Annotated in this window: 23 protein-coding genes and 2 pseudogenes; 15 read left to right on the top strand and 10 right to left on the bottom strand. The window is 47.6% G+C overall.

Translation table 11 applies throughout. From position 1 onward, the window contains the following. Window positions 1-123: 123 nt before the first annotated feature. The 7 genes and pseudogenes from HZB61_00930 to HZB61_00900 all read right to left on the bottom strand — a co-directional run bounded on the left by HZB61_00930 (window position 124) and on the right by HZB61_00900 (window position 5205). On the bottom strand, window positions 124-315 hold the full coding sequence (locus HZB61_00930; protein ID MBI5055166.1) for a hypothetical protein: 192 nt from the start codon (window positions 313-315) through the stop codon (window positions 124-126). Window positions 316-328: 13 nt separating this feature from the next. Continuing rightward, a complete protein-coding gene (acpS, locus tag HZB61_00925) occupies window positions 329-715 on the bottom strand; it encodes a holo-ACP synthase (GenBank protein MBI5055165.1) in 387 nt (128 codons plus the stop codon). A gap of 35 nt (window positions 716-750) precedes the next feature. Beyond that, window positions 751-1497 carry a 3-oxoacyl-ACP reductase FabG gene (locus tag HZB61_00920; protein MBI5055164.1) on the bottom strand — a complete coding sequence of 249 codons (747 nt, stop codon included), beginning with the start codon at window positions 1495-1497 and terminating at the stop codon, window positions 751-753. Between the two features lie 81 nt (window positions 1498-1578). Further along, the gene (locus HZB61_00915; protein ID MBI5055163.1) at window positions 1579-2868 is read right to left on the bottom strand and encodes a beta-ketoacyl-[acyl-carrier-protein] synthase family protein; all 1290 of its coding nucleotides are present in this window, start codon (window positions 2866-2868) and stop codon (window positions 1579-1581) included. 125 nt (window positions 2869-2993) lie between these two features. Then, complete coding sequence (locus tag HZB61_00910) at window positions 2994-3434, bottom strand: hypothetical protein (GenBank protein MBI5055162.1); 441 nt, start codon at window positions 3432-3434, stop codon at window positions 2994-2996. A 37-nt stretch (window positions 3435-3471) separates the two neighbouring features. Continuing rightward, window positions 3472-3861 (bottom strand): annotated as a pseudogene (locus HZB61_00905) (GxxExxY protein). 6 nt (window positions 3862-3867) lie between these two features. Next, window positions 3868-5205: a hypothetical protein gene (locus HZB61_00900; protein ID MBI5055161.1), complete on the bottom strand. Its 1338-nt coding sequence runs from the start codon at window positions 5203-5205 to the stop codon at window positions 3868-3870. A 103-nt stretch (window positions 5206-5308) separates the two neighbouring features. Here HZB61_00900 and HZB61_00895 point away from each other — a divergent pair, with 103 nt between their 5' ends. From HZB61_00895 to HZB61_00830, 14 genes and pseudogenes are all read left to right on the top strand, one after another. Then, entirely contained in the window at window positions 5309-5863 is a 555-nt protein-coding gene (locus tag HZB61_00895) for a hypothetical protein (protein MBI5055160.1), read from the top strand. A gap of 195 nt (window positions 5864-6058) precedes the next feature. After that, window positions 6059-7429, top strand: a complete 1371-nt coding sequence (gene argH / locus HZB61_00890; GenBank protein ID MBI5055159.1) for an argininosuccinate lyase — start codon at window positions 6059-6061, stop codon at window positions 7427-7429. Between the two features lie 17 nt (window positions 7430-7446). Further along, window positions 7447-7923, top strand: coding sequence for a hypothetical protein (locus HZB61_00885; GenBank protein MBI5055158.1), 477 nt, complete (start codon window positions 7447-7449; stop codon window positions 7921-7923). Window position 7924: 1 nt separating this feature from the next. Beyond that, window positions 7925-8509, top strand: coding sequence for an SIS domain-containing protein (locus HZB61_00880; GenBank protein MBI5055157.1), 585 nt, complete (start codon window positions 7925-7927; stop codon window positions 8507-8509). A gap of 78 nt (window positions 8510-8587) precedes the next feature. Continuing rightward, window positions 8588-9565 carry an N-acetylmuramoyl-L-alanine amidase gene (locus HZB61_00875; GenBank protein MBI5055156.1) on the top strand — a complete coding sequence of 326 codons (978 nt, stop codon included), beginning with the start codon at window positions 8588-8590 and terminating at the stop codon, window positions 9563-9565. 25 nt (window positions 9566-9590) lie between these two features. Next, a complete protein-coding gene (locus HZB61_00870; GenBank protein ID MBI5055155.1) occupies window positions 9591-10094 on the top strand; it encodes a hypothetical protein in 504 nt (167 codons plus the stop codon). 1 nt (window position 10095) lies between these two features. Further along, on the top strand, window positions 10096-10959 hold the full coding sequence (locus HZB61_00865; GenBank protein MBI5055154.1) for a glutamate racemase: 864 nt from the start codon (window positions 10096-10098) through the stop codon (window positions 10957-10959). A gap of 3 nt (window positions 10960-10962) precedes the next feature. Beyond that, window positions 10963-11679: a ribonuclease PH gene (gene rph, locus HZB61_00860; GenBank protein MBI5055153.1), complete on the top strand. Its 717-nt coding sequence runs from the start codon at window positions 10963-10965 to the stop codon at window positions 11677-11679. A 258-nt stretch (window positions 11680-11937) separates the two neighbouring features. Next, window positions 11938-13635: a LamG domain-containing protein gene (locus HZB61_00855; GenBank protein MBI5055152.1), complete on the top strand. Its 1698-nt coding sequence runs from the start codon at window positions 11938-11940 to the stop codon at window positions 13633-13635. 89 nt (window positions 13636-13724) lie between these two features. Continuing rightward, window positions 13725-14417, top strand: coding sequence for a DNA repair protein RadC (gene radC, locus HZB61_00850; protein ID MBI5055151.1), 693 nt, complete (start codon window positions 13725-13727; stop codon window positions 14415-14417). A gap of 130 nt (window positions 14418-14547) precedes the next feature. Beyond that, entirely contained in the window at window positions 14548-16098 is a 1551-nt protein-coding gene (gene purH, locus HZB61_00845; protein ID MBI5055150.1) for a bifunctional phosphoribosylaminoimidazolecarboxamide formyltransferase/IMP cyclohydrolase, read from the top strand. A gap of 79 nt (window positions 16099-16177) precedes the next feature. After that, window positions 16178-18025 (top strand): annotated as a pseudogene (gene purD / locus HZB61_00840) (phosphoribosylamine--glycine ligase). Window positions 18026-18034: 9 nt separating this feature from the next. Further along, window positions 18035-18355, top strand: a complete 321-nt coding sequence (hisI, locus tag HZB61_00835; GenBank protein MBI5055149.1) for a phosphoribosyl-AMP cyclohydrolase — start codon at window positions 18035-18037, stop codon at window positions 18353-18355. 176 nt (window positions 18356-18531) lie between these two features. Further along, entirely contained in the window at window positions 18532-18879 is a 348-nt protein-coding gene (locus HZB61_00830; protein ID MBI5055148.1) for a YraN family protein, read from the top strand. A gap of 15 nt (window positions 18880-18894) precedes the next feature. Here HZB61_00830 and HZB61_00825 read toward each other — a convergent pair whose 3' ends face one another. The 3 genes from HZB61_00825 to HZB61_00815 all read right to left on the bottom strand — a co-directional run bounded on the left by HZB61_00825 (window position 18895) and on the right by HZB61_00815 (window position 21318). Next, complete coding sequence (locus HZB61_00825; protein MBI5055147.1) at window positions 18895-19536, bottom strand: TVP38/TMEM64 family protein; 642 nt, start codon at window positions 19534-19536, stop codon at window positions 18895-18897. A 150-nt stretch (window positions 19537-19686) separates the two neighbouring features. Continuing rightward, complete coding sequence (gene cysK / locus HZB61_00820; protein ID MBI5055146.1) at window positions 19687-20607, bottom strand: cysteine synthase A; 921 nt, start codon at window positions 20605-20607, stop codon at window positions 19687-19689. A 111-nt stretch (window positions 20608-20718) separates the two neighbouring features. Then, window positions 20719-21318, bottom strand: a complete 600-nt coding sequence (locus HZB61_00815; GenBank protein ID MBI5055145.1) for a TraR/DksA C4-type zinc finger protein — start codon at window positions 21316-21318, stop codon at window positions 20719-20721. 142 nt (window positions 21319-21460) lie between these two features. On the opposite strand from HZB61_00815, the gene HZB61_00810 reads away from it, so the two are divergent. Further along, window positions 21461-22984, top strand: a complete 1524-nt coding sequence (locus tag HZB61_00810) for a HAMP domain-containing protein (GenBank protein ID MBI5055144.1) — start codon at window positions 21461-21463, stop codon at window positions 22982-22984. Window positions 22985-22987: the final 3 nt, after the last annotated feature.

The following is a 22987-nucleotide window of genomic DNA, read 5'->3' as shown; positions in this document are numbered from 1 at the left end:
TACTTTATTACAGATTCTGTCAGTTACTCTTTTCGAAAAAATGCCTTTACAACAAATAGTTCAGTATTCCAATTATGGTTTCAATATAACCGAAAATCAAAACCAGTTGAATCTATTCGATTCTTAACCGGACAGTAGTGGTTCTATATCTTTAATATCTGCATCGACATGTTTTGCTATTGCCCAGAGAAGTAATTCTACAGAATCTTGAAATAATGAAATTGACAGATCGGGGCCAAAGGGGTCATGACGAGATAATAATTCCTCGCCTTTCTTAAACATATATTTAGCTATTTTTAACTGATTGATATCCATTGTTGTCATCTTGCTAACTGTTAACCAGTATTACACTTGCCACCGCGTAATCTGCCGAATGTGAAATGGAAACGGTAAGCTGGTTGATCTTTCGCTTTCTGCTCATCTTCTTTACCCAGCCGGTGAATGAAAGCACAGGCTTTCCCGAAGGGCCGGGGACGGTTTCGATTTCCTGGAAGTAATGGTCAACTCCTGCGCCGGACATGCCGATGCCGAGGGCCTTCAGGCACGCCTCTTTTACCGCGAAGCGTCCGGCAAAATGTATATGCGGGTCTTTCCGTGAAAGACAATATTCCCTTTCCCTCTCGGTGAAAATATCCGACATGAAATTTTTATTCTTAAGGACGATATTCCTGAATTTTGAGATCCCCACAATATCTATCCCCTGATATATTTTCATTCATTTTCTCCCGATTGCTGATAGCTGACCGCTATTTATGAAACGCTCATGCCCCCGTCTACGGGGATTGCCTGACCGGTGATATAATCGGCTTTGTCGGAGGCCAGGAACACGATGAGGTTTGCCACATCTCCCGGTTCGCCGAATCTGTTGAGAGGGATTTGTTCGAGGATTTTTTCTCCGGCCCTTTTCCTCACTCTCGTGCTCATGTCGGTGACAATCATCCCCGGTAAAACCGCATTGACCTGGATCCCTTTCCCCCCCAGCTCGACAGCGCACGCGCGGGTGAATGAGATCAGCCCGCCCTTTGCAGAGGCATAGTTTGTCTGCCCCCGGCCACCTTTCAGCGCGCCGATGGATGAGATATTGATGATCTTTCCCGAATGGTTCGCCATCATCATTTCCGCGGCGTATTTGGTGCAGAGGAACGGGCCCCTCAGGTTTGTGTCAAGCACCTTGTCCCACTCGGAGAGCTCCATTGCCAGAAGTAAATTGTCTTGAATGACGCCTGCGTTATTTACCAGTATGTCGAGTCGGCCGTAATTATTTCTTATAAAATCAAAAAGCCCCTTGACCCCATCGGGGGCGGATATATCAGCCTGAAAAATATCCACCTCACCGCCTGAATCAGCGACAGCTTTTTTCACTTCCTCTGCCTTCCCCTCTGATTTGTTGTAGTTTATAATTACCTTCGCGCCTGCCTTTGCAAGCAGGACGGAAGTCTCCCGTCCGATACCCCTTGAGCCGCCGGTAACGAGTGCGATTTTGTTTGTTAAGTCAATCTGCATCAAGTCTCCTTTAAACCACAGAGGCACTGAGACACAGAGAAGAAGTATTTCCTCCGTGCCTCAGTGTCTCTGTGGTTATATATTATACTTTTTTATCACAAGCGACGCATTCTGGCCGCCGAAGCCGAATGAGTTCGATATTGCCGCGCGCACAACCTTCGACCTTTTCACATCCGGCACATAATCCAGGTCGCATTTCGGATCAGGGGTTTTCAAATTAAGCGTTGGGTGAATTTCATCCCTGCTGACACTCAACGCTGTGAACACGAATTCCGGGCCGCCCGACCCTGCAAGCAGGTGACCGATTATTGATTTGCTCGAATTGACGCACAGGTTGTTTGCGTGGCCTTTAAATACATTTTTTATTGCCAGTGTCTCCGCTGAATCATTGAGCTTTGTGCTTGTGCCGTGCGCGTTGATATAATCAATTTCCTCAGGCTGCGTGTCTGCGTCCGAGAGAGCGGCCCGCATCGCCTTTTCAGCGCCTTCTCCTTTTGGATGAGGCGCGGTCACCTGATACGCATCCATGGTTGTCCCGTATCCCGCAACTTCGGCATATATTTTTGCTCCGCGTTTGCGCGCGTGTGATTCCTCCTCAAGGATAACAACTCCTGCGCCTTCTCCCATTACAAGCCCGCCCCTCTTCCTGTCAAAAGGCCTGCAAACTTCTTCAGGATTATCTGATGAAGTGTTTGCCGCGCCAAGCAGGACAAAGAAGACAAGCCCCACAGGGTTTATCATTGAATCGGCCCCGCCTGCCGCGATCAGGTCGGCGTCTCCCCTGCGGATCGCGCGGAACGCAACTCCAATTGCCTGCGAGGAAGACGCGCATGCCGTTGTTATAGTAGTATTGAAACCGTTCAGTCCGAATTTTTTTGCTACGAGCGCGGCAGGCCTGTTTGAATTGTTTTTCATCAGAGATTCTTTGTGGACGTCTCCGTATTCTTTGCCGAATTTCTGATAATCAAATTTTTTGCTATCATCAACCCATCTCTGTATATCCTCCAGACGGTTTATCCCAAGCCCAGCGGCAAGGGCAACGCCAAACTTCCGGCTTTTGCACTTTTGCTCTTCTGCACTTAGCAGTCCCGCATCCTTCAACGCTTCCTTCGCAGCCCACAGGGCAAACAGGGTCCTGCGTTCGCCTTCGGTTTTTGCATCTTCCTGGAATTCTGCTTGAATTTTATTCCAGTCAGCTTCTTTGACTGCCCCGGCTGCCTGAACAGGTGATTTTTCTGCATGAGGGTACGTCAGTTTGCTGATCCCTGAAACTCCGGCAAGCGCCTTCTGCCAGTTCTCTTCAACATCAAGGCCGAGCGAAGTGGCCATGCCAAGTCCTGTGATAACAACCCTGCGTTTATTCATAGAGAATGTCTATCCATGTTTTAAATATAAATAACCACTGAGTCACGGAGACACAGAGGGAAATAATAAAAACATAGTATTATACTTTTGCCTTTCTCCGTGTCTCTGTGGTTATTCATAGTATCTTATATCTTGATACCGCTGTAGTAATAAAACAGGTCCATAAGCGCTTTTGAATCGACCTTGTGAACGTGGCTGTAGATGATGCGGTCCATTTCAGCGATTGTTTTCCCGTCAACCGTAATCCATGCCCTGCCGAGCGAATCTCTTTTTGATGTCGAGATAATCTCTCCGTGGACCTCAGCCTTGAATCCCGGTCTTAGATCAGGAGTAATATTAACACCCTCAACGAGAGACATGACAGCGGAAAGTTTGAAATCATGTGAATAGATCACAAGCCAGCCTAAAAGCTGCGCCATGGCCTCAATGTATATTACTCCGGGAACAAGCGCTTTCCTCCTGAAATGTCTTCTCAGGAATTCCTCGGAGAGCGTAAAGGTTTTGACGCCGGTTATTGATTTTCCTTTTTCAATGTTGTCGACTTTGTCGTAGTATAAGAATCTCATTGTTTAGCCACGAATGAACACGAATTTTCACGAATTATTACAAGACAATTCTTCCATATTCGAGTTTCTTTTTCCCGAAATTTATTAAAATCGCTAAACGCAATCCGGTTGCCTTTAGGTAATTCAATACTTATGCCTTGTGAATATCAGTAAGTTTTTCTATCGTTTTAAGTTCTAAAATAATCTTATCCTCGACTAAAATGTCGGCATAATACTCCCCAATAGTTGCTCCTTCAAAATAAACTTTAACAGGAGCTTGCTGTTGCGAGCGGATATTTCCCTGTTCAAAAAGTATCATTAATGAATTCTCATAAACCTTTTCCAGAAAACCGTAACCAAGTTTATTATAAACCTCCATCGCTAAGCCGGTTATCTTATATGACAAATCTTTATATAGAATTTTTTCTTCGTGTATATTCGTGTTCATTAGTGGCTAATTTATTTTTTCTATTATTAACGACGCGCATTGTCCTTCATAGCTAAATGAATTTATCATTATGCGTTTTATGGTTGCTTTCAGCGGCCCTTTGTTCACAAGATTAAACCTGATATTTTTGTCCGGCGTCAGAGAGTTATGGACCGCTGGAATTATACCACTTTCAATGATGTATGTTCCGAGGATGACATCAACGGCTGGAGCGCCAGCTAACATATGTCCCAACGCCCCTTTTGATGAAAATACATTCACCTTAATTATGCAATCTGAAAAAGTATGATGTATCGCCTCTATCTCATTTGCATCGCCCATACGCGTGCCGTCGCCGTGAGCAATGATCAGATCAATACCTGAAGGCGAAAGTCCGGCCTTGATGAGCGCCTGCTCCATAGCATTTGAGATCGCCTCTGAAGAGGGGCAATTGTATCCATCGCTTTTTCCAAAGGTAGAGGCATATCCGGTAATGGCTGCAAAATATGGCACCTGTCTTTTTATTGCTGATGAGAGGAGCTCCAGAGTGACAACGCCGCAGCCCTCTCCCAAAATAGTCCCGTTTCTATTTTCACCAAACGGCCGGCAAAGAGGTTCATCGTTTGATGTATTCAATATGCCGAATAAAGAAGCCCGCGCAAGGCCCAGAGGTGATGCTTTCTCACTGACGCCTCCTGCAAGAACGGCCTGTGCTTTTTTTTCGATGATCGTATTTATCCCTTCAATTATCGCCTGTGAACCTGAGTCGGCATGAGGAGAGAACACAGCGCTTTCCCCTTTGATGCCGAGATTGATCGCGACCTGGCAGAAGCTTATATTGTTCAGCATGGAAAGCGGCCAGAGTGGGTAAATTTCCTGAAATGCGCCGGAATAAAATGCGTCATAATTTAAACTTCTATCCGCGTCTAATGATTTCACAACCGCTGGCAAAAGATCATCAATGTTGTAGTCGACCATCCCCATGCCTGCAAAAAAACCAATGTCATTCCCGGGAATAGATGACGCATCAAGCAGTGAATGCCTGAATGAGTCCTGGCTTGATTTCAGCAGCATGTGGGCGTGTTTATCCATGATGCGCCCGTCCCGTGGATGGATGCCGAGTTCTGCCGGATTGAGTTCCGGGACTTGCGCGCTCCCGCATTTGCCGGACAGCAGCGCGTCCCATGTCTCTGACGCGCTTGGCCCCAGAGAAGAGACAAGGCCAAATCCTGTGATGACGACTTTATCTTTCATAGGTAATAATGCAGCAACGATTATTTCTAAAGCGCCTTTTCGCGGGACAAAAACCCGCAATTCGCTATAGTCTAAAGTAACAGCGGAATGATTATCAACTTGGCATTTCATTTCCGTAGTTGCAACCTTATAGTCCTTGAGAAGTGTAAGTATGGTAAAATACACCCTCTTAAATTGCCGGTAATCATCATTGAAATCGGGAGTGGAAGAAGGTATGCCCCAAAAGATATTGATTGTTTTGACGCTGCTGGCAGGTTTAATAAATGGCATTGTCTATGCCGAAGAAAAAACAGGCGGGAGTATTTATGTAAATGTTCCTAATGAGTCTCTGCGATTGACCCCCGATGGAAAGAAGGCCGGCACTTTTTATTATGGGACACAGCTAAAGGAAATAGAGAGGCGAGGGGATTGGGTGCGCGTCCGGGCGGAAGGGTGGGTGCCGGTCAAGTCCGTTTCAAATGAAGAGCCTAAAGAGGTGCATGACAAGAACTGGCTTGAGATAAAATCGTGGAAATGGGCCAATGAGGAAAGTTCGCGCCGTATAAGTATCGAAGGCTTTATAGTGAATAATTCCGTTGACACTTTTAACGAAGTGAATATGTTTATCACGGCAAAGGACGCAAACGGCAATCTTCTGGGCATTGCAGTAGCGGATGTAAAACCGAAAGAAATGCCCCCTGGAATCATATCGGTTTTTAAGGCTTACATCAGTAACGCCCTCTGTCCGACGAGGACAATTGACATTACCTACAGATTTGACATCAGATAGTTTTAAGCTAAGTGCATAGGGCAAAGGGCATAGAGTTAAGGACATGCCCTGAAGCAAAAATGTAATAGGCCGTTTGTCGATTATAGAAATTTTGGAGCAGGCTTTCATTTCGGGGGGAAGATCATAAATAGATTTTCAGATATTTAATGATGTATAGCTTGACTATACTGAAGGTTAAATTTTATCCTTACTTTTATGAAAAAACTATGGGGAGGCAGATTTAAAGAAGGGACGGAAAAGGTGGTGGAGGACTTTACTTCTTCCCTGTCTTTTGACGTCCGCCTCTGGAAGTACGATATCGAGGGAAGCGTAGCGCACGTAAAGATGTTAGGCAAGCAGAGGATCATCCCGCAGAAAGACGCCGGGCAAATCCTTCAAGGCCTTCAGGCAATCAAAGAAGAGATACAGGCAGGCAGGTTCAGGTTCTCCGATAAACTCGAAGACGTGCACATGAACATCGAGCACGCCCTTACCAGGAAAATAGGCGCAGCCGGCGGTAAGCTGCACACTGCAAGAAGCCGGAATGATCAGGTGGCCCTTGATCTCAGGCTCTTTCTCAGGGACGAGATTTCGGAGATTTTACAATTGATCGGAAAATTTCAGAAAGTCCTCGTCACCGCGGCAGAGAAGCACATTGACACCGTGATGCCCGGATATACTCATCTTCAAAAAGCCCAGCCCGTGCTTCTTGCGCACCATCTTCTTGCTTACTATGAAATGCTGGACCGCGACAGGCAAAGATTTGAAGATTGTCTTAAGAGGGTAAATGTCCTGCCGCTTGGTTCCGCGGCGCTTGCAGGCACAACGTTTCCCATTGACAGAAAATATGTGGCGCGGCTTTTGAAATTTCCCTCTATATCAGAAAACAGCATGGATGCGGTGTCCGACCGGGATTTTGTGATTGAATTTATTTCGGCGTCAAGCATATTGATGGCGCACTTATCGCGCCTCTCTGAAGAAATTATTATATGGAACAACGACCAGTTCGGATTTATCGAATTGCCCGACGCGTTTACAACCGGCTCCAGCATAATGCCCCAGAAGAAAAACCCCGACGTGCTCGAATTGACGAGGGGCAAGACCGGAAGGGTCTTTGGCAATCTCATGTCGATACTGACTGTAATGAAAGGCCTGCCGCTTGCATATAACAGGGACATGCAGGAGGACAAAGAGCCGGTGTTTGATACGGTTGACACGGTAAAATCGTGCCTCCGGGTATTGACCGAAATGTTCCCGAAGGCCCGGTTCAACAGCAAGGCGATGCAGCGGTCGGCCGAGAAGGGGTTCCTGACAGCTACAGACCTTGCGGAATATCTTGTAAAAAAAGGTATGCCTTTCAGGGAAGCTCATGGTGTCACCGGCGCAATAGTTAAATATTGCATTGACGGCAACAAGGCCATGAGCGAAATGAGCATGAAGGAGTTCAAGCAATTTTCAGAGTTGATAGGCAAGGACATTACTAATTACATAACAATTAAGGCCTCAGTCGACGGTAAAAAATCCCATGGCGGCACAGCAAAAAATATGGTGCTCGCGCGGATAAAGCAAATAAAAAGTGGGAAGTGAGAAGTGGGAAGTGAAAAATGAAATACAAGAGATTGTCTTTTAGCTTTCATCTGTTACTTCTTACTTCTTGCTTCTTGCTTCTTACTTCTCTTATCGCCTGCGGCAGGAGGGGAGATCCTGTCCCGATAGAGCCTCAAATTGAAAAGGCCGTTGAAGAGAAATCAGATGAAAGGCAGGGTGAAAAAACAATTCAGAAGACCGTACAGGAGCCGGTAACAACAAAGGCCCTTTCCGCTCCAACCGGGTTGATGGGCGTGTATACGCAGCAAGGTATTGTTCTTACGTGGGACGACATGGAAAGACAGGATGTTAAGTTGTACAGGATCTACCGTTCTACCGGCGGTGATTTTGCAGTGGCAGGCGAGACGGTCACCCCGGCTTTTACCGATAAAAACGCGGGACCGGACAAGAGATATATTTACAAGGTAACAGCAGTGGGAGCGGCGGAAGGGCCGCCTTCAAAAGAGATAAAAATTTCAACGGAGATAAAGTAGAATGAGGGAGAAAATTCTAAAGGCATTTGAAGAGAGCGTGTCCGTCAAGCAGCAGTTTGTCAACGAAAACATCAACACTATTATAGAAGTCTCAAGGGTGATAGCCGACAGCTTCAGCAAGGGCTGCAAGCTCCTGCTTTTCGGCAACGGCGGCAGCTCTACCGACGCGTCGCATATTGCCGCTGAGTTTGTAAACAGGTTCATAAAGGACCGCCCGCCGTTTCCGGCCATTGCGCTTAACACCGACATGGCGGTCATCACCTCCATTGCAAATGACTCCGATTATTCGGAGATCTTTGCCCGTCAACTAAAGGCGCTCGCTCAGGAAGGCGATGTTGTTATCGCCATCAGCACCAGCGGGAGCTCTCCCAATGTTTTAAAGGCGATTGACGCTGCAAAGAAGAAGAAACTTAAGAGCATCGCTTTTACCGGCGCAAAAGGCGACAAGCTTGCGTCCAAGGCCGACTATATCTTTGTTGTCCCCTCAGCCAGTACTCCAAGAATTCAGGAGACCCACATCACGCTTGCGCATGTGCTCTGCCAGATGGTGGAGGAGATACTTCTTGAGAGCCATAGAAAGAAGTAGGGGATAGATAATCCCCTTTTCACCTCAACCGGGGCATGGAATATCAACCGCCGGAAATGCTAATATTCATATCTGCGTATGAAAAAGATTTTTTTATTATCGGTCGTCCTTTTTTTATTGCCCGCTGTTTCAAAAGGGGAAGAAACTCCCATTAAACTAAGAACAAGCTTTCACCCCGGCTACCTGAGGATTGTCCTTGAGGGCGCGGAGGCAATAATAACAAAGGCAATTGTCAACCAGAAGGGGCAAAACATTGTGGTGACTTTCCCCGATCCCAATTTTCAAATTCAGGCGGAGAAGGGAACAGTTGTTTACAAGAAGATAAATAACGCAGTCACGTTTTCCCCCGGTGATTTCAGGGGGCTGAAGGTGTTCAGCCTTCAAAATCCGGACAGGCTTGTCTTAGATGTGTTTCAGGAGGAGAAGAAAGGCGAAAAGAATAAGGACGGTTTTGCAGGGGCTGGTTTAAAACCCGCCCCTGCGAAAACAAAAACACTTGTGATTGACCCGGGACACGGAGGTTTTGAAAGCGGAATTGTCAGGGGCGATAATGCGGAGAAAAGCGTTGTCCTTGATATCGCGGGAAGACTTAAAGCTCTTGCTGAGAAAGGGGCCTTTGAATGCTCCCTGACCAGAAACGGCGATCTTTTTATGACCCGGAGTGAGCGGGTAAAATATGCAAACGGCAACGCAGCCGACATCTTCATAAGCCTGCATGCTGGAAACCATAAAGACATTGTGATCTACATACCCGTGATTACCGAGACTGTCCCTGATGCGGCCAAGCCTTATTTGTACAACAAAGGGCAGGACGAATATTTAAAGAAAACCGTTGACCTGCTGAATGCAGAGAAAGACGCTTTGACAGAGGAGTTCGGCAGCGATATGGTGACGGTCAGGCCGCTTCCTTATAGTATGCTTTCACAGATAGAGGCTGCGGCGCTTATGATCGAACTGCCTTCTTTTGACACATATTATTCCGAAGACTTCAAAACCAGGACTGCAAGCGCATTGTATAAGGGGCTTTATTTATATGAGGAAAGCTACACGAAGTAATAAGTTGAGCAAGTCGTTCATCCTTATGCTGATTATTGCCTTTGTGATCAGTACGGGGGCGAGTTATTTCTTTCTAAAAGGGAAGTTCACATTTGATACTTCTTTTGTAAATGAGCTTGCATCAAGGCAGGCCAAGACAGAGAACAAGGAGCAGAAGGAAGAAACACGCAGGCTCTATGATTTCAAGGCAACCACAGAGGGTACAGAGACAGGAAAAGATGCAGCGCTTGCTTCGGCTGAAGACGCAATAAAAAGATATCTGAAGACTTACAGGGCAAGCCTTCAGGATCTGTATATGGACAAGGACGGTATTGTCTATATTGACCTTGGAAATGAACTCAAGAAAGATTTTAAAGGAGATGCATCCGAAGAGCTGAACATCATCGCCGGATTATATAAATGCATTGAACCGGTGGTCCCCGGGCTTACAGCAATAAAAATTCTGATAGAAGGCCATGAGGCTGAAACTCTCGGCGGACACCTGGATATATCAAAACCTATAGGAAAAGAAATTGCGGAAAATATCTGACATGCCCATTGGAGTATTCGATTCAGGCGTTGGCGGCCTGACTGTCATGAAGGAGATCATGCGCCAGCTGCCTGAGGAAAAAGTGCTCTATGCAGGCGATACCGCCCGCGTCCCCTATGGTATAAGATCTCCGGAGACGGTTGTCCGGTATTCTCTGGAGATGGTTGATTTCCTCGTCAGGAAGGGAATAAAACTTTTAGTGGTCGCCTGCAATACTGCTTCAGCATCCGCCCTGACCGCTATAAAAGAAAAATTCGACATACCTGTAATAGGGGTCATCGAGCCCGGGGCGAAGAAGGCCCTGGAGACCACAAGGTCCAAAAAGATCGGCATAATAGGCACAGAAGGAACGATAAAAAGCAACTCTTATGTTCACGCGATAAACGCTTTGTACGGCAGCAAGCCCGTGGTCATGAAAGAGCACGGGGCCATACACTATGACAGATACTTTGAGGTAAGCCTTGGCGAGCTTACCATTTTTACAAAGGCATGTCCGCTTTTTGTTCCGTTGGCCGAGGAAGGCTGGGCGTCCAATGACGTCGCCGTTCTCACAGCAGGACATTATCTCGAAGGGCTTAAGAAAGAACCCATTGATACCCTCGTCCTGGGCTGCACGCATTATCCACTGTTGAAAGGAGTTATTTCCCGAATCATGGGTGAGAATATAACGCTGATAGACTCCGCCAGGGAAACGGTCATCGAGGTAAAGAAGGCGCTGGTCCAATACGGCATAGAGGGCAATTCCCTTCCGGGCCCGTTATGGACTTACTACGTCACAGACTCGCCTGAAAGATTTATAAAGGTAGGCGAGCGGTTTTTAAGTCAGAAGATAGAACAAATTGAAAAAATAAATGTAGGAGGATAACGGATGCGGACTGATGGAAGAAACGCGGATGAGCTGAGAAAGATCAATATTGTAAGTAAATTCCTTGCCACTGCCGAGGGCGCTGTGCTGATAGAGATGGGAGCTACAAAGGTGATATGCACGGCAACGATAGAAAACAGGGTGCCTCCTTTTTTAAAAGACCAGAACAGGGGATGGATCACTGCCGAGTATTCGATGCTTCCGAGGGCGACGTCTGTCAGGACGGTAAGGGAATCAACCGCCGGAAGAATAGGCGGCAGGACGCATGAGATACAAAGGCTTATCGGAAGGGCCATGCGCTCTGTTGTAGACCTGACTGCTTTAGGCGAGAGGACCATCTGGCTTGACTGCGATGTCATCCAGGCTGACGGAGGGACCCGGACGGCCGCGATAACAGGGGCGTTTGTCGCTCTTAAACTGGCCATAAGATATGCAATGGACAACAAGATAATTGTCAGACAGCCGATCAACGATTATATCGCAGCAGTGAGCGTGGGCATAGTTGAAGGTGAGCCGAGACTGGACCTTTCTTATATTGAGGATTCTACAGCAGAGGTTGATATGAATATCGTTATGACAGGGTCAGGTAAATTCATAGAGGTCCAGGGCACCGCGGAGACCCAGCCGTTTGACCGGATGCAGCTTCAAAAAATGCTGGACTTTGCCGAATCAGGGATCAAGAAGATCATAAGCGTTCAGAAGGCGGTGCTGGGGGAGTAAGCTTAGCCGCGGATGAACGCAGATGTTCGCGGACAAATATTTATGGTTTATTCATGAACTCGAAATTCCGGTAGCTTGCAGCAGGTTTATGCATGTCTGCCGGCGTTGATCTGTATCCTCTATATCGATTGTTTTTACGTCTCTCAATTATTTCTGAATTAAAGATTTTTCTTGTAATGCCGATAAGGGTTATTACATTAAAAATCTAATTTGGGGGAGATATTTCTGAGATTCAATCGGGGGATTATCTATACGTTTTTGCTCGTCCTCACGCCGATGGTAATATTTGCAGGCTGCGGCGGAGGCGGGTCGGACTCAAGCGGTATAAGCGGCTCAACAAATAGCAGCACGCCGGTTACTCCTGACGTATCGGTTACGCCCGGAACAACGGACACACCTGTCACACCTGATGCGCCTTCCACGCCTGATATGCCTTCTCCGGAGGCGCCCGGTCTCATTTCCTGGCTGTTTGTAAATTCTAATGACTACACATACGATGCAGGTAAGGTGCGGATATCTGATGGAACAGCGGGCCTGATATTAGTCGATCAAACCGATGATGATAATGCATTGACCGGGTTTGGCGGCGGGACATATAATCTTACACAGTGGGATGAAGAGAATGCCCTCGCAGAGCTTCAGGCGGACCAAACATCCGGGTACTTTACCTCAAGGATTATTGACGCTGGAGCATCAACTTCGTGGAGCGCTTTGTCATGGACCCCGCAGATGCCTTATGGTAAGGAATTGCCTGATGACAATAAATCTGAATCAGGTTATTCCGAAGGCAATGCCGATATGACCGGGAATGTTCTGTTAATGCACATGAATGAAGCAGGTGGAACAATTAATGACTACTCCGGCAATGGCAATGATGGCATAGTTGAAAATGATGTTAGTTACTCTGCGGAGGGAATATTTAATACTGCTTTGAATTTTTCGTGGGGCAGGGTCTACATCGCTTCCTTAAATCCGGCCTCGACTTCCGACATAACAATTACAGCGTGGTTTAAGACTGTAAGCGGAGGGACTATAGCGGCTCTTGGCGGAACATCCTATCCCGGATTAGGCGTTAGCGACGGATATGTTACAGCAAATAATACTCAGGGCGGCATCTTGGCCGGCGGGGCCACAGTTGTCAATGACGGAAAGTGGCATTTTGCCGCGGCAGTTATGGGCAGCAGCGGATTAAAGATATATGTTGATGGAATACTTGATGCCCCTGCAGGCGCATCATCTGACAGCTCAGGAAATAATTATGCAAAAATCGGACTCGGCACAGGCTTTCATTGGGGGTCTTTTGGCGGAACAATTGACGAAGTCGCTGTCTTTAACCGCGCGTTGACAGGGACAGAGATACTCGATTTCTACAAAAGGGGGGCTATGAGCCTGAAATTTCAAATTCGCTCCTGTGACGACCCGCTTTGTGATAATGAACAATTTACCGGGCCTGACGCAACGGCCGGCTCTTTTTATTCCGAGCTGAACAACACCGCAATAAACCCGCCGTCGTTGTCCCTTGCCAACGTGCCCGATAACAGGTATTTTCAATACAGGGCGTATTTCGGGTCTGATAATATTTCTTATTCACCCGGACTTAAAAAAGTAATGATCGGCCCTGCCCATTACCCCGGGGACAATGCCACAATTGTAAACAAAGCCGGACAGAAGTATTTATTCCTCAACAGCTTCTTCGAAATCGCGGGCGGCGGCAGCGCTGGCGCTGTCAGGTACCAAATCTCAGCCAACGGGACGAGGTGGTATTATCATAACGGAACAAACTGGGAAACCGCGGAAGGCTACTCCGAGACCAACTCGGCAATGGAAGTGAACTTGAATCTATGGACCTTCCACTCTCAGATAGGAACGGGAACATTTTATTTTAAGGCTTTTTTTCATTCCGATACGATCCGGCAGGTTGAACTAAACCGCGTGTATCTGGGTTATACGAATTAGAGGTCAGTCGTCTTTCACTCCCCGCGTCACATCACTTTAAAACACATCTTGAATCATTCATCCTGAATCTTGTATTCTTTAACGGGGATATGGAATACGGGAGCATTAAAGAATGGCCTGAATCAGAGAGGCCGAGAGAGAGGCTTCTCAGTCTCGGGGCAGGGAGCCTGAGCACGGCCCAGTTGCTTGCGATAATCCTGCGGACTGGCGGGAAAGATAAAAGCGCGTTAGGCCTTGCGCGGGAGCTGCTCTTGCAGTTTGATAGTTTAAAAGAAATTGAAGACGCCTCCCTGGCTGAATTCTCAAAGACAAAGGGAATCGGAAGCGCGAAGATCGCCCAGGTGAAGGCCTCCTTTGAGCTTGGCAGGAGGCTGTTGCAGGACGAGGCAGGCAATGCTTTGGTAAAACTGTCTTTCACAAACAGCCGCGAGGTGTATGAATATTATCATCCGAGGTTCTTTGGCTTAAAAAAGGAAAGGTTTCTCTGCGCCATGCTTGATGCGAAAAACAGGGTCTTTAAGGAAACAGTTGTTTCCGATGGCACGCTGACATCTTCCCTTGTGCACCCGCGCGAGGTGTTCAGGTACGCGATCAAGGAAGCTGCCGCTTCCGTGCTGTTTGTTCATAATCATCCAAGCGGGGACCCTACCCCGAGCAGGGACGATATAGATATAACAAAGAGACTTGTTGAGACAGGTAAAATAGTAGGCATCAATGTCCTGGACCACGTGGTGGTTTCAGACGGCAGATATACCAGTATCATGGAGAAAGGTTATTTGTAAAAAATTATATCCACAGATTACGCAGATGGCGCAGATAAAAGCGTCATTCCGAACTTATTCCTTTGTAAGGAAATTATTTAATCTGTGTAATCTGCGTAATCTGTGGACTAAAGTAATAGGAGGATAGAAAATGGCGAAGGTGCAACGGGCGTTAATAAGCGTCTCTGACAAGACCGGGATAGTTGAGTTTGCAAAAGAGCTCAGCAGTCTCAAGGTCGAGATAGTTTCAACAGGCGGAACGGCAAAGACGTTAAGCGACCAAAAGGTCAAGATCGAAGAGGTTTCAAAATATACCGGGTTCCCGGAAATGTTAGGCGGCAGGTTGAAGACCCTTCATCCGAAGATCCACGGAGGATTGCTCTGGAGAAGGGACAACGCCCAGGACGAGCGGGACATAAAGGCCAACCAGATAAAATCCATTGACATGGTCGTGGTCAATCTCTATCCGTTTGAGCAGACGGTGTCAAAGCCCAATGTCGCATTTGACGAGGCCATTGAAAACATTGACATCGGCGGCCCGACAATGCTCAGGGCAGCGTCAAAAAATTTCAGGGACGTTGTGGTGATCGTTGATCCCGCGGACTATGATAAGGTCATCCAGGAACTGAAGACCCACGACGGCGAGGTAAGCTACGATATGAAATTCTATCTTGCGCAAAAAGTCTTTGCGCACACTGCCAGGTACGATACCCTGATCTCCAACTATCTCAGCAGGCACGGCAAGGCAGGGGAGACCTTCCCGCAGTATTTCACACAGAGCTATCTCAAAATCAACGACCTGCGCTACGGAGAAAATCCCCATCAGAAGGCCGCTTTATACAAAGAGCCTTTATACAACGGGCTTTCCATCGTTGACGCGAAGATCCTTCAGGGCAAGGAGATGTCTTACAATAATTATCTTGATTCAGGCGCGGCGCTTGATCTTATCAGGGAATTTAAAAGACCAGCCGCTGTAATTATCAAACACAATAACCCCTGCGGCGTTGCGACAGCGGACGCCATTGAGTCGGCATATGTTAATGCATATGAAATAGACCCACTGTCAGCCTTTGGAGGAGTAATCGCATTGAACAGGGACGTTAATGTTGCGACCGCAAAAGAGATACTGAAACTGTTTGTTGAAATAATAATTGCCCCGGGATTTGATCCTGAAGCGCTAAAGCTACTGAGCGCAAAACCCAACATAAGGCTGCTTGCGCTGGATCTATCGCAGGCGCCTTCAGGTTTTGAGATCAGGAAAATTCAGGGCGGACTTCTCGTCCAGGAAAGAGACACGGCAATGGTAAGTGATTTTAAATCGCTGAAGGTGGCCACAAAGAGACAACCCTCGGCTGATGAACTTACCGCCCTGGAATTTGCATGGAAGGTCTGCAAGCACATGAAGTCCAACGCTATCGTATTTACCGCAACGGACCGCGCTCTCGGCATTGGCGTAGGCCAGACAAGCAGGGTTGATTCAGCAAAGCTTGCAGCCATGAAGGCGGTCCATCCGCTGAAAGGCTCCGTTGTCGGATCGGACGCTTTTTTTCCGGCCAGGGACGGCATAGACTTCATCGCATCGGTAGGTGCTACCGCGATAATTCAGCCCGGCGGCTCGATCAAGGACAATGACGTCATCGCCGCAGCGGACGAGCACAACATTGCGATGGTGTTTACCGGAATGAGGCATTTTAAACATTAGAAAGGCCGTGATGAGTAACGCGTGACGGGTAACGAGTTAACTCATCACGCATTACACATTACGCATTACGGAGGTTAATTTGAAAGTTCTTGTTATCGGCAGCGGGGGCAGGGAGCATGCCCTTGTGTGGAAGCTCAGCCAGAGCCCGAAGGTTGATAAAATTTTTTGCGCCCCCGGCAACGCGGGCATTGCGGAGATCGCGGAATGCCTCGATATAAAGGCGGACGATATCGACGCCCTGCTGAATTTCGCCAAATATGAATGGATCGACCTGACGGTCGTAGGCCCGGAGGTCCCGCTTTCCGCGGGGATCGTTGATGCCTTTATCAAAGAGGAGCGGAGGATCTTCGGCCCGGACAAATCCGGCGCGAGGCTCGAAGGCAGCAAGGTCTTTGCAAAGGATTTCATGCTCAAGTATGGAATTCCCACTGCCGAGCATAAAACATTTTCATCCTATCTCCATGCCGAAGAATATATAAGGCTGAAAGGCGCGCCGGTGGTGATAAAGGCGGACGGCCTCGCAGCAGGCAAGGGCGTTTTCGTATGTGAAACCGTAGAGGAGGCGACAGACGCCCTTAAGCAGATAATGAAAGATAAGGCCTTCGGAGACGCCGGGCATAAGGTTGTTATTGAGCAATGCTTAAGAGGCGAAGAGGCTTCATTCATGATCCTTACTGACGGCAAGACGGTTGTCCCGCTTGCCACATCACAGGACCACAAGACGATCTTTGACGGAGACAAAGGGCCTAATACAGGCGGCATGGGTGCATACAGTCCGGCGCCCGTAATAACAAAAAGCCTGGAGGCAAAGATCATGAAGACCGTGATCGGTCCTGTCATGAAGGGGCTTGCAAGAGAGAGGATAAATTTCAGAGGCGTGATCTATGCCGGGCTGATGATATGTGACGGGAAGCCTTACGTGCTTGAATTCAACTGCCGCTTTGGCGACCCTGAAGCCCAGCCCATTTTAATGAGACTTGACTGCGATCTCTTTGAGGTGTTAAAGGCGACTGCGGAAGGAAAATTGAAGGACGCATATATCTCCTGGAGAAACGATGCCGCTGTCTGTGTGGTCATTTCATCAAAAGGCTACCCCGGAAAATATGAGAAGGGCAAAGCGATCAAGGGGCTTGATGAGTTCAAGGGTGATAAGGACACAATGATCTTTCACGCGGGGACAAGCCTGAATGACGGGAATTTTGTCACGTCCGGCGGAAGGGTCCTCGGTGTGACCGCGATCGGCAAAGACATTCAGACCGCAAAAGAAAATGCGTACAAGGCTGTTGAGAAGATCCATTTTGACGGGATGCATTACAGGAAGGACATAGCGGACAAGGCGATTAAGAAGCCGTGATGGGTAACGCGTGACGCGTAATGCGTAAAGAAAACTCATCACGCATTACCGATTACGCATAACAAGAAGGGAGATGTTATGAAAACGAAGGTTTTGATAGTCATGGGCAGTGATTCCGATTTACAGGTCATGGAAGAGGCCTCTAAAATTTTAGAGGAATTTAACATACCTTATGAAATGACAGTCTCCTCTGCCCACAGGACACCGGAAAGGACAGTGAAGCTTGTAAGGGACGCGGAGAAAAACGGCACCGAAGTCATCATCGCTGGCGCGGGCGCAGCCGCGCATCTTGCGGGAGTGATCGCCTCCCACACGGTGCTTCCGGTGATCGGGGTCCCTATTGATTCATCACCGCTTAAAGGCGTTGACGCCCTGTATTCAACAGTCCAGATGCCTCCGGGTATCCCGGTTGCCGCAATGGCGATAGGCAAGGCTGGAGCAAAAAATGCTGCCATCTTCGCAGCGCAGATTATGGGCATTAAAGACCCGATCATTGCGGACGTCCTCAAAGACCACAGGAAAAAAATGGCTTCTGAAGTTTTGAAAAAGGCGAAAAAGGTTGAGAGAAGTTAAGGAGGAGCGATGGTCCCGGAGCTGAAATATGACGACAAAGGGTTGGTCCCCGCAATCATACAGGATGTGAAAACCAGCGAGGTTTTGATGATGGCGTACATGAACAAAACTTCACTGGAGAAAACCATAGAAACAGGCAGGACCCATTTCTGGAGCAGGTCGAGACAGAAATACTGGATGAAGGGCGAGACGTCCGGAAATGTCCAGATCGTGAAGGAAATTTTATACGATTGCGACGCGGACACACTTTTGATAAAAGTTGAACAGGTTGGTCCAGGAGCCTGCCACACAGGGAACAGGACCTGCTTCTTTAGAAGGATTGACATTTAAAATTAACCACAGAGACACAGGGGCACGGAGTAAGATAAACAACAGAGTTAAATAATCATGCGTTAAAGTTATTAGGGACTATTTAACTCTGTTGTCCTTGACTCGTAAATCTTTACTCTTAACTAATCTCTGTGCCTCTGTGTCTCCGTGGTTAATTTTCTTAAAGGGGGGACATCATGAAGACCTTGGGTGAGAGAGGCGAGGGGCTTGCCGCAGCATTCCTGAGAAAAAAGGGCTACAGCATCATCGAACAGAATTACAAAAACAGCATCGGCGAGATAGATATAATTGCAAAGGACGATGACAAGCTTGTTTTTATCGAGGTAAAGACAAGGGAGAGCATTGAATTCGGCCTTCCGTTTGAGGCAGTTAACAAAAGAAAGAGGCGCAAGATAGCCAATGTTGCGCTGACATATCTTAAAAAATTTAACGACCTTCCCCCGTGCAGATTTGATGTCCTGAGTATCTGTTACAAAAACGGCAGCCCGGAGTTTGAGCTTATCAGGGATGCGTTTGAGGTATAAAGCCTGCTTCCGGCATTAATCTTTCGCAGATGATTGCGGGCGGTTTGCCTTTTTTCTTTTTCTGTATTCCATTACGTGCAGCTTTCTGAACAGTCTTTCGATCTTGTCCCTGTAGGCCATAGCGAGGAAGACAACGATAACGGCGACCCCGGCAAGAATGGAGAGCCTGTAATATTGCTGGTGTCTTAAATAATCACCGCTCACTGTCAGCAGCGCCGTGCCGAAAAGCCGTCCTGTCCCGCTAATAACAATGAACTCCATCGTTGAAAGATGTCCCAGCCCCAGCACATAGCAGAGGGCGTCCTTGGGAAGTCCGGGGATCAGAAAAAGCAGAAAGACAAGGAAGGCCCCTTTGTGGTGCAGCAGGTATTCAAACCTCGCCATTGTAGTTTTGCTAACGAACTTGTCAACAAAGGGCCTGCCGAAGGCCCTTGAAATGGAAAAAGCGATATATGATCCGATGGTCAGCCCGATGGTGGAATAGATCGTCCCCGAAACATGGTCGTACAAATAACCGCCTAACAGGCCAGTGGCTTCTCCCGGTATTGGAGCTATCACGACCTGGAGTGCCTGGACCAGTATGAATCCGACAACCGCAAACGGTCCGAGAGATCTGAGGAAGGCAAGGAGCTCCTCCCTGTTGAGGAAGAACCTGATCAGTCCTGTCTTATAGAACAGCAGCGTTATCCCGGCGAAGAACAACAGGAACAAAGAAAGCTTCAGCCATACCTTATTTTTGACTTGTTCTGTAATTGACTTTACCTCGAACTATCCGGGCAATTATTTGAGCGTCACTGCGGACTGGATCTATTGAGTGAACAGCCCTGTGCTCAAATACCTGTCGCCGCGGTCCGGGAAGATGACCACAACCTTTTTATCTCTCCCTAATTTCTTTGCGACTTTTAACGCAGCCCACGCGGCAGCGCCTGATGATATGCCGGCGAGGATTCCTTCCTTCTTTGCCAGCAGGCGTGACATTGACGCCGCGTCATCATCTGTTACGGGAATCACCTCATTATAGATCTTTGTATTCAGCACCCCGGGATAAAAGCCCGCGCCTATTCCTGCAATTTTGTGCGGGCCCGGATCGCCGCCGGACAGCACAGGCGAGCCTGCCGGTTCAACCGCCGCTATCCAGATATCAGCTTTGTGTAAGCGCAATGCCTCGCCGACACCCGTTATCGTCCCTCCCGTGCCCACGCCTGCGACAAGACCGTCAATGTCAGGGCCGAGCGCATCGATGATCTCAACAGCGGTGGTCCTCCTGTGGATATCGGGATTGGCAGGATTTTCAAATTGCATCGGCATAAAATAATCGGGGTTTCTTTTCAATATCAGCTCCGCTTCTTCCACAGCGCCCATCATCCCTTTGGCGGCGGGTGTGAGGACCACTTCAGCCCCGAAAGCCTGGAACATCAGCCTTCTCTCCTGGGACATGCTTTCAGACATAGTGAGGATTATTTTGTATCCCTTCACCGCGGCTATCAAGGCGAGCCCTATGCCCGTATTGCCGCTTGTGGGCTCGATGATGGTGCCGCCGGGTTTCAACTTGCCTTCACTCTCCGCAGCTTCTATCATTGAAAGCGCTATCCTGTCTTTGACGGAACCGCCCGGATTAAAGCCCTCAAGTTTTGCCCATATCTCTGCGTCATCAGCGCCAGGTATATGGTTCAGTTTTACAAGCGGGGTATTGCCGACAAGACTTAATATGTTCGCATGAGGTTTCATAAATTTTCCATTCGTATTTCAGTAATAAAAAATTGTTAAAACCACGGAGGCACAGAGACACTGAGAAAATAAACAAGGAAGCTTCTCCGTGCCTCCGTGGTAGAGAAACTATTATTTTCTCCTTTTGTAGTATGTCCCTTTTGCGCAGGCCTTGCAATATATCCTGCCGTCCAGATTTATCTCCCTGTTGTCCTGCACATATTCGCCGCATTTTTCACACTGCACACGCTTCAAAGGCCTTCCGGGCATGTCCTCCGGGGGAATTTCAACGGACACTTCTTCCCATTTAAAAAGCTCCTCATCGGGCATCACCTTGTAAGCGGCGGCCTGGCGTTCGTACTTGTCTTCGATCTCAGGACAATAGTTTTTCGCTGTTGCTTTTGATTCCTCTTTCGCTAATATTCTTACCGCATTCCCGGTGTGCAGGTTTACAAAGGTCGCGGCCATCTTTCCGTAATCAAGGAGCTTCATCGTCCTTTTGCCGGGGCTGCATCCTGTGACAGACTGGATCGCATCAGTGGCGCACCTGTCTATTTCAACAAACACCATGACCTTCTTCCTGTCTTTGCCCTTAGGGTCTTCAATGGCGGCCTTTTCAAGTCCTAATATGCTCATCCTTACGCCTAACACCTGTCCGGGGCAGAGATGCCCGTGAATTTTAACGGACTCATCAAGCAGGCTTTCAAAATTAAAATTATCTTTCCCGGTCATGAATTAATTACCTTTCAAAATCGTTATATGGTTATGCCTGTAAAACTTTGTATATGGCAGGACGACTGTCCCTTCGTTGAATTCTCAACAGGTTAATGTAGTTAAATGTTTTAGCCGATAATATTATATATTAAGGCATAAGATGTTTAACAGCGTAAAATTTAAGATAACCTTTACAGCTTTTTTCATTATCTCCGTCATTATGGTCTTGTCCACTTTGAGAGATATAAATCAGACCGAGCAAAAGCTCCTGAACACGCAGAAAGAAAAAGCCGTTTTGCTTTCAGAGAGGATAACGCACGGCATTATGGTGCTCATGCTGAAAAACAGGTGGCAGGATTTGCAGACCTTCATGGAAAGCCTGATCAAGGACTCAAAGGAATTAAAGGGAATAAGGATATTTCTCCCTGAAAACGGGACCATAGTCGCTTCTTCGGAGCCAAAGGAAATCGGAAGGGAAATTTATAATAAAGATGTGGAGATCTTCAAGAACGGGGAATATCAGAAGGCCTTTCTGGTAGAGAAAGATGGGCAGCGGTATACCTCAAAGCTTACCGTCATTCAGAACCAGCCCATCTGCCACAGGTGCCACGGATCTGATAAAGAGGTTTTGGGCGTGCTGGGGATAGATATTTCGCTTAACAGCGTATACCAGACCATCGGGGCATTTAAAAAAGAGCATTTCATGGATGCCCTTATAGGCTTTCTGCTGATGGGCGCAGGCATTATGTTCGTGGTTGGAATACTCATAGAAAGGCCTGTCAGGAAGATGATCCGCACTATCAGGAAGATTGAAAACGGCGACTTGTCCGCAAGAATGGAAGAGAACAAGAAAGACGAGTTCGGCCTCATGGCAAAGAGTTTTAACAGCATGGTTGAATCGCTCGAATCCGCCAAAAAAGAGATAGAACAGTTTCACATGGAGCAGATACAAAGGGCGGCAAGGCTTGCTTCGCTCGGAGAGATCATATCGGGCATCGCCCATGAGATAAAAAATCCCCTGACAGGAATAAGCTGCGCGGTACAGTTAATTCAGTCCGAGATGAAGGCAGACGATGACAAGAAAGAAATCACAGCCGAAATATTGCTTCAGATAAAAAGGCTCGACAGGATAGTGAAAGACCTCCTGAATTACGCAAAGCCGAAACCGCCCCAGTTCCTGCCCAATAAAATAGAGGGTATTTTAGAGAAGGCATTGTTTTTTGTGTACCCTGAGGCCAAGAGTCATGATATCAGCATTGATCCGCATATTGACGCTGACCTTCCAGATGTTATGATGGACCCCGACCAGATGCAGCAGGTATTTCTGAATTTGATGATAAACGCCGTCCAGGCAATGCCCTCCGGGGGAAGGCTTGCGATTTCAATATCAATCGCTGATTCCCAGACGGTCGGCGACAAAATAAAAGGCCATATACTGAGCAATAAAATAATGCTCATCAGATTTCAGGACACAGGAGAAGGCATAGAACAGGAGCATCTTGAAAATATATTCGATCCTTTTTATACGCGGAAGACGAAAGGAACAGGTCTCGGATTGTCCATAAGCCAGAGGATCGTCCATGAACACGGAGGCGAAATTACCGTTGAAAGCACGCCGGGAAAAGGGACCGTTTTTACGATATCCCTGCCGCTCATGGAGACCGGCGTGAGAGTTCAGGAATAATAT

The sequence above is a fragment of the Nitrospirota bacterium genome (genome assembly GCA_016214845.1).
Taxonomy (GTDB): Bacteria; Nitrospirota; Thermodesulfovibrionia; order UBA6902; family UBA6902; genus SURF-23.
This window is presented reverse-complemented; position numbering and strand designations above follow the sequence as displayed.

Coding starts and splice junctions, on each gene's coding strand:
- HZB61_00930 (MBI5055166.1), bottom strand. CDS start 315: ATGGATATCAATCAGTTAAAAATAGCTAAATATATGTTTAAGAAAGGC.
- acpS (MBI5055165.1), bottom strand. CDS start 715: ATGAAAATATATCAGGGGATAGATATTGTGGGGATCTCAAAATTCAGG.
- HZB61_00915 (MBI5055163.1), bottom strand. CDS start 2,868: ATGAATAAACGCAGGGTTGTTATCACAGGACTTGGCATGGCCACTTCG.
- HZB61_00910 (MBI5055162.1), bottom strand. CDS start 3,434: ATGAGATTCTTATACTACGACAAAGTCGACAACATTGAAAAAGGAAAA.
- HZB61_00900 (MBI5055161.1), bottom strand. CDS start 5,205: ATGAAATGCCAAGTTGATAATCATTCCGCTGTTACTTTAGACTATAGC.
- HZB61_00895 (MBI5055160.1), top strand. CDS start 5,309: ATGCCCCAAAAGATATTGATTGTTTTGACGCTGCTGGCAGGTTTAATA.
- argH (MBI5055159.1), top strand. CDS start 6,059: ATGAAAAAACTATGGGGAGGCAGATTTAAAGAAGGGACGGAAAAGGTG.
- HZB61_00885 (MBI5055158.1), top strand. CDS start 7,447: ATGAAATACAAGAGATTGTCTTTTAGCTTTCATCTGTTACTTCTTACT.
- HZB61_00880 (MBI5055157.1), top strand. CDS start 7,925: ATGAGGGAGAAAATTCTAAAGGCATTTGAAGAGAGCGTGTCCGTCAAG.
- HZB61_00875 (MBI5055156.1), top strand. CDS start 8,588: ATGAAAAAGATTTTTTTATTATCGGTCGTCCTTTTTTTATTGCCCGCT.
- HZB61_00870 (MBI5055155.1), top strand. CDS start 9,591: ATGCTGATTATTGCCTTTGTGATCAGTACGGGGGCGAGTTATTTCTTT.
- HZB61_00865 (MBI5055154.1), top strand. CDS start 10,096: ATGCCCATTGGAGTATTCGATTCAGGCGTTGGCGGCCTGACTGTCATG.
- rph (MBI5055153.1), top strand. CDS start 10,963: ATGCGGACTGATGGAAGAAACGCGGATGAGCTGAGAAAGATCAATATT.
- radC (MBI5055151.1), top strand. CDS start 13,725: ATGGAATACGGGAGCATTAAAGAATGGCCTGAATCAGAGAGGCCGAGA.
- purH (MBI5055150.1), top strand. CDS start 14,548: ATGGCGAAGGTGCAACGGGCGTTAATAAGCGTCTCTGACAAGACCGGG.
- hisI (MBI5055149.1), top strand. CDS start 18,035: ATGGTCCCGGAGCTGAAATATGACGACAAAGGGTTGGTCCCCGCAATC.
- HZB61_00830 (MBI5055148.1), top strand. CDS start 18,532: ATGAAGACCTTGGGTGAGAGAGGCGAGGGGCTTGCCGCAGCATTCCTG.
- cysK (MBI5055146.1), bottom strand. CDS start 20,607: ATGAAACCTCATGCGAACATATTAAGTCTTGTCGGCAATACCCCGCTT.
- HZB61_00815 (MBI5055145.1), bottom strand. CDS start 21,318: ATGACCGGGAAAGATAATTTTAATTTTGAAAGCCTGCTTGATGAGTCC.
- HZB61_00810 (MBI5055144.1), top strand. CDS start 21,461: ATGTTTAACAGCGTAAAATTTAAGATAACCTTTACAGCTTTTTTCATT.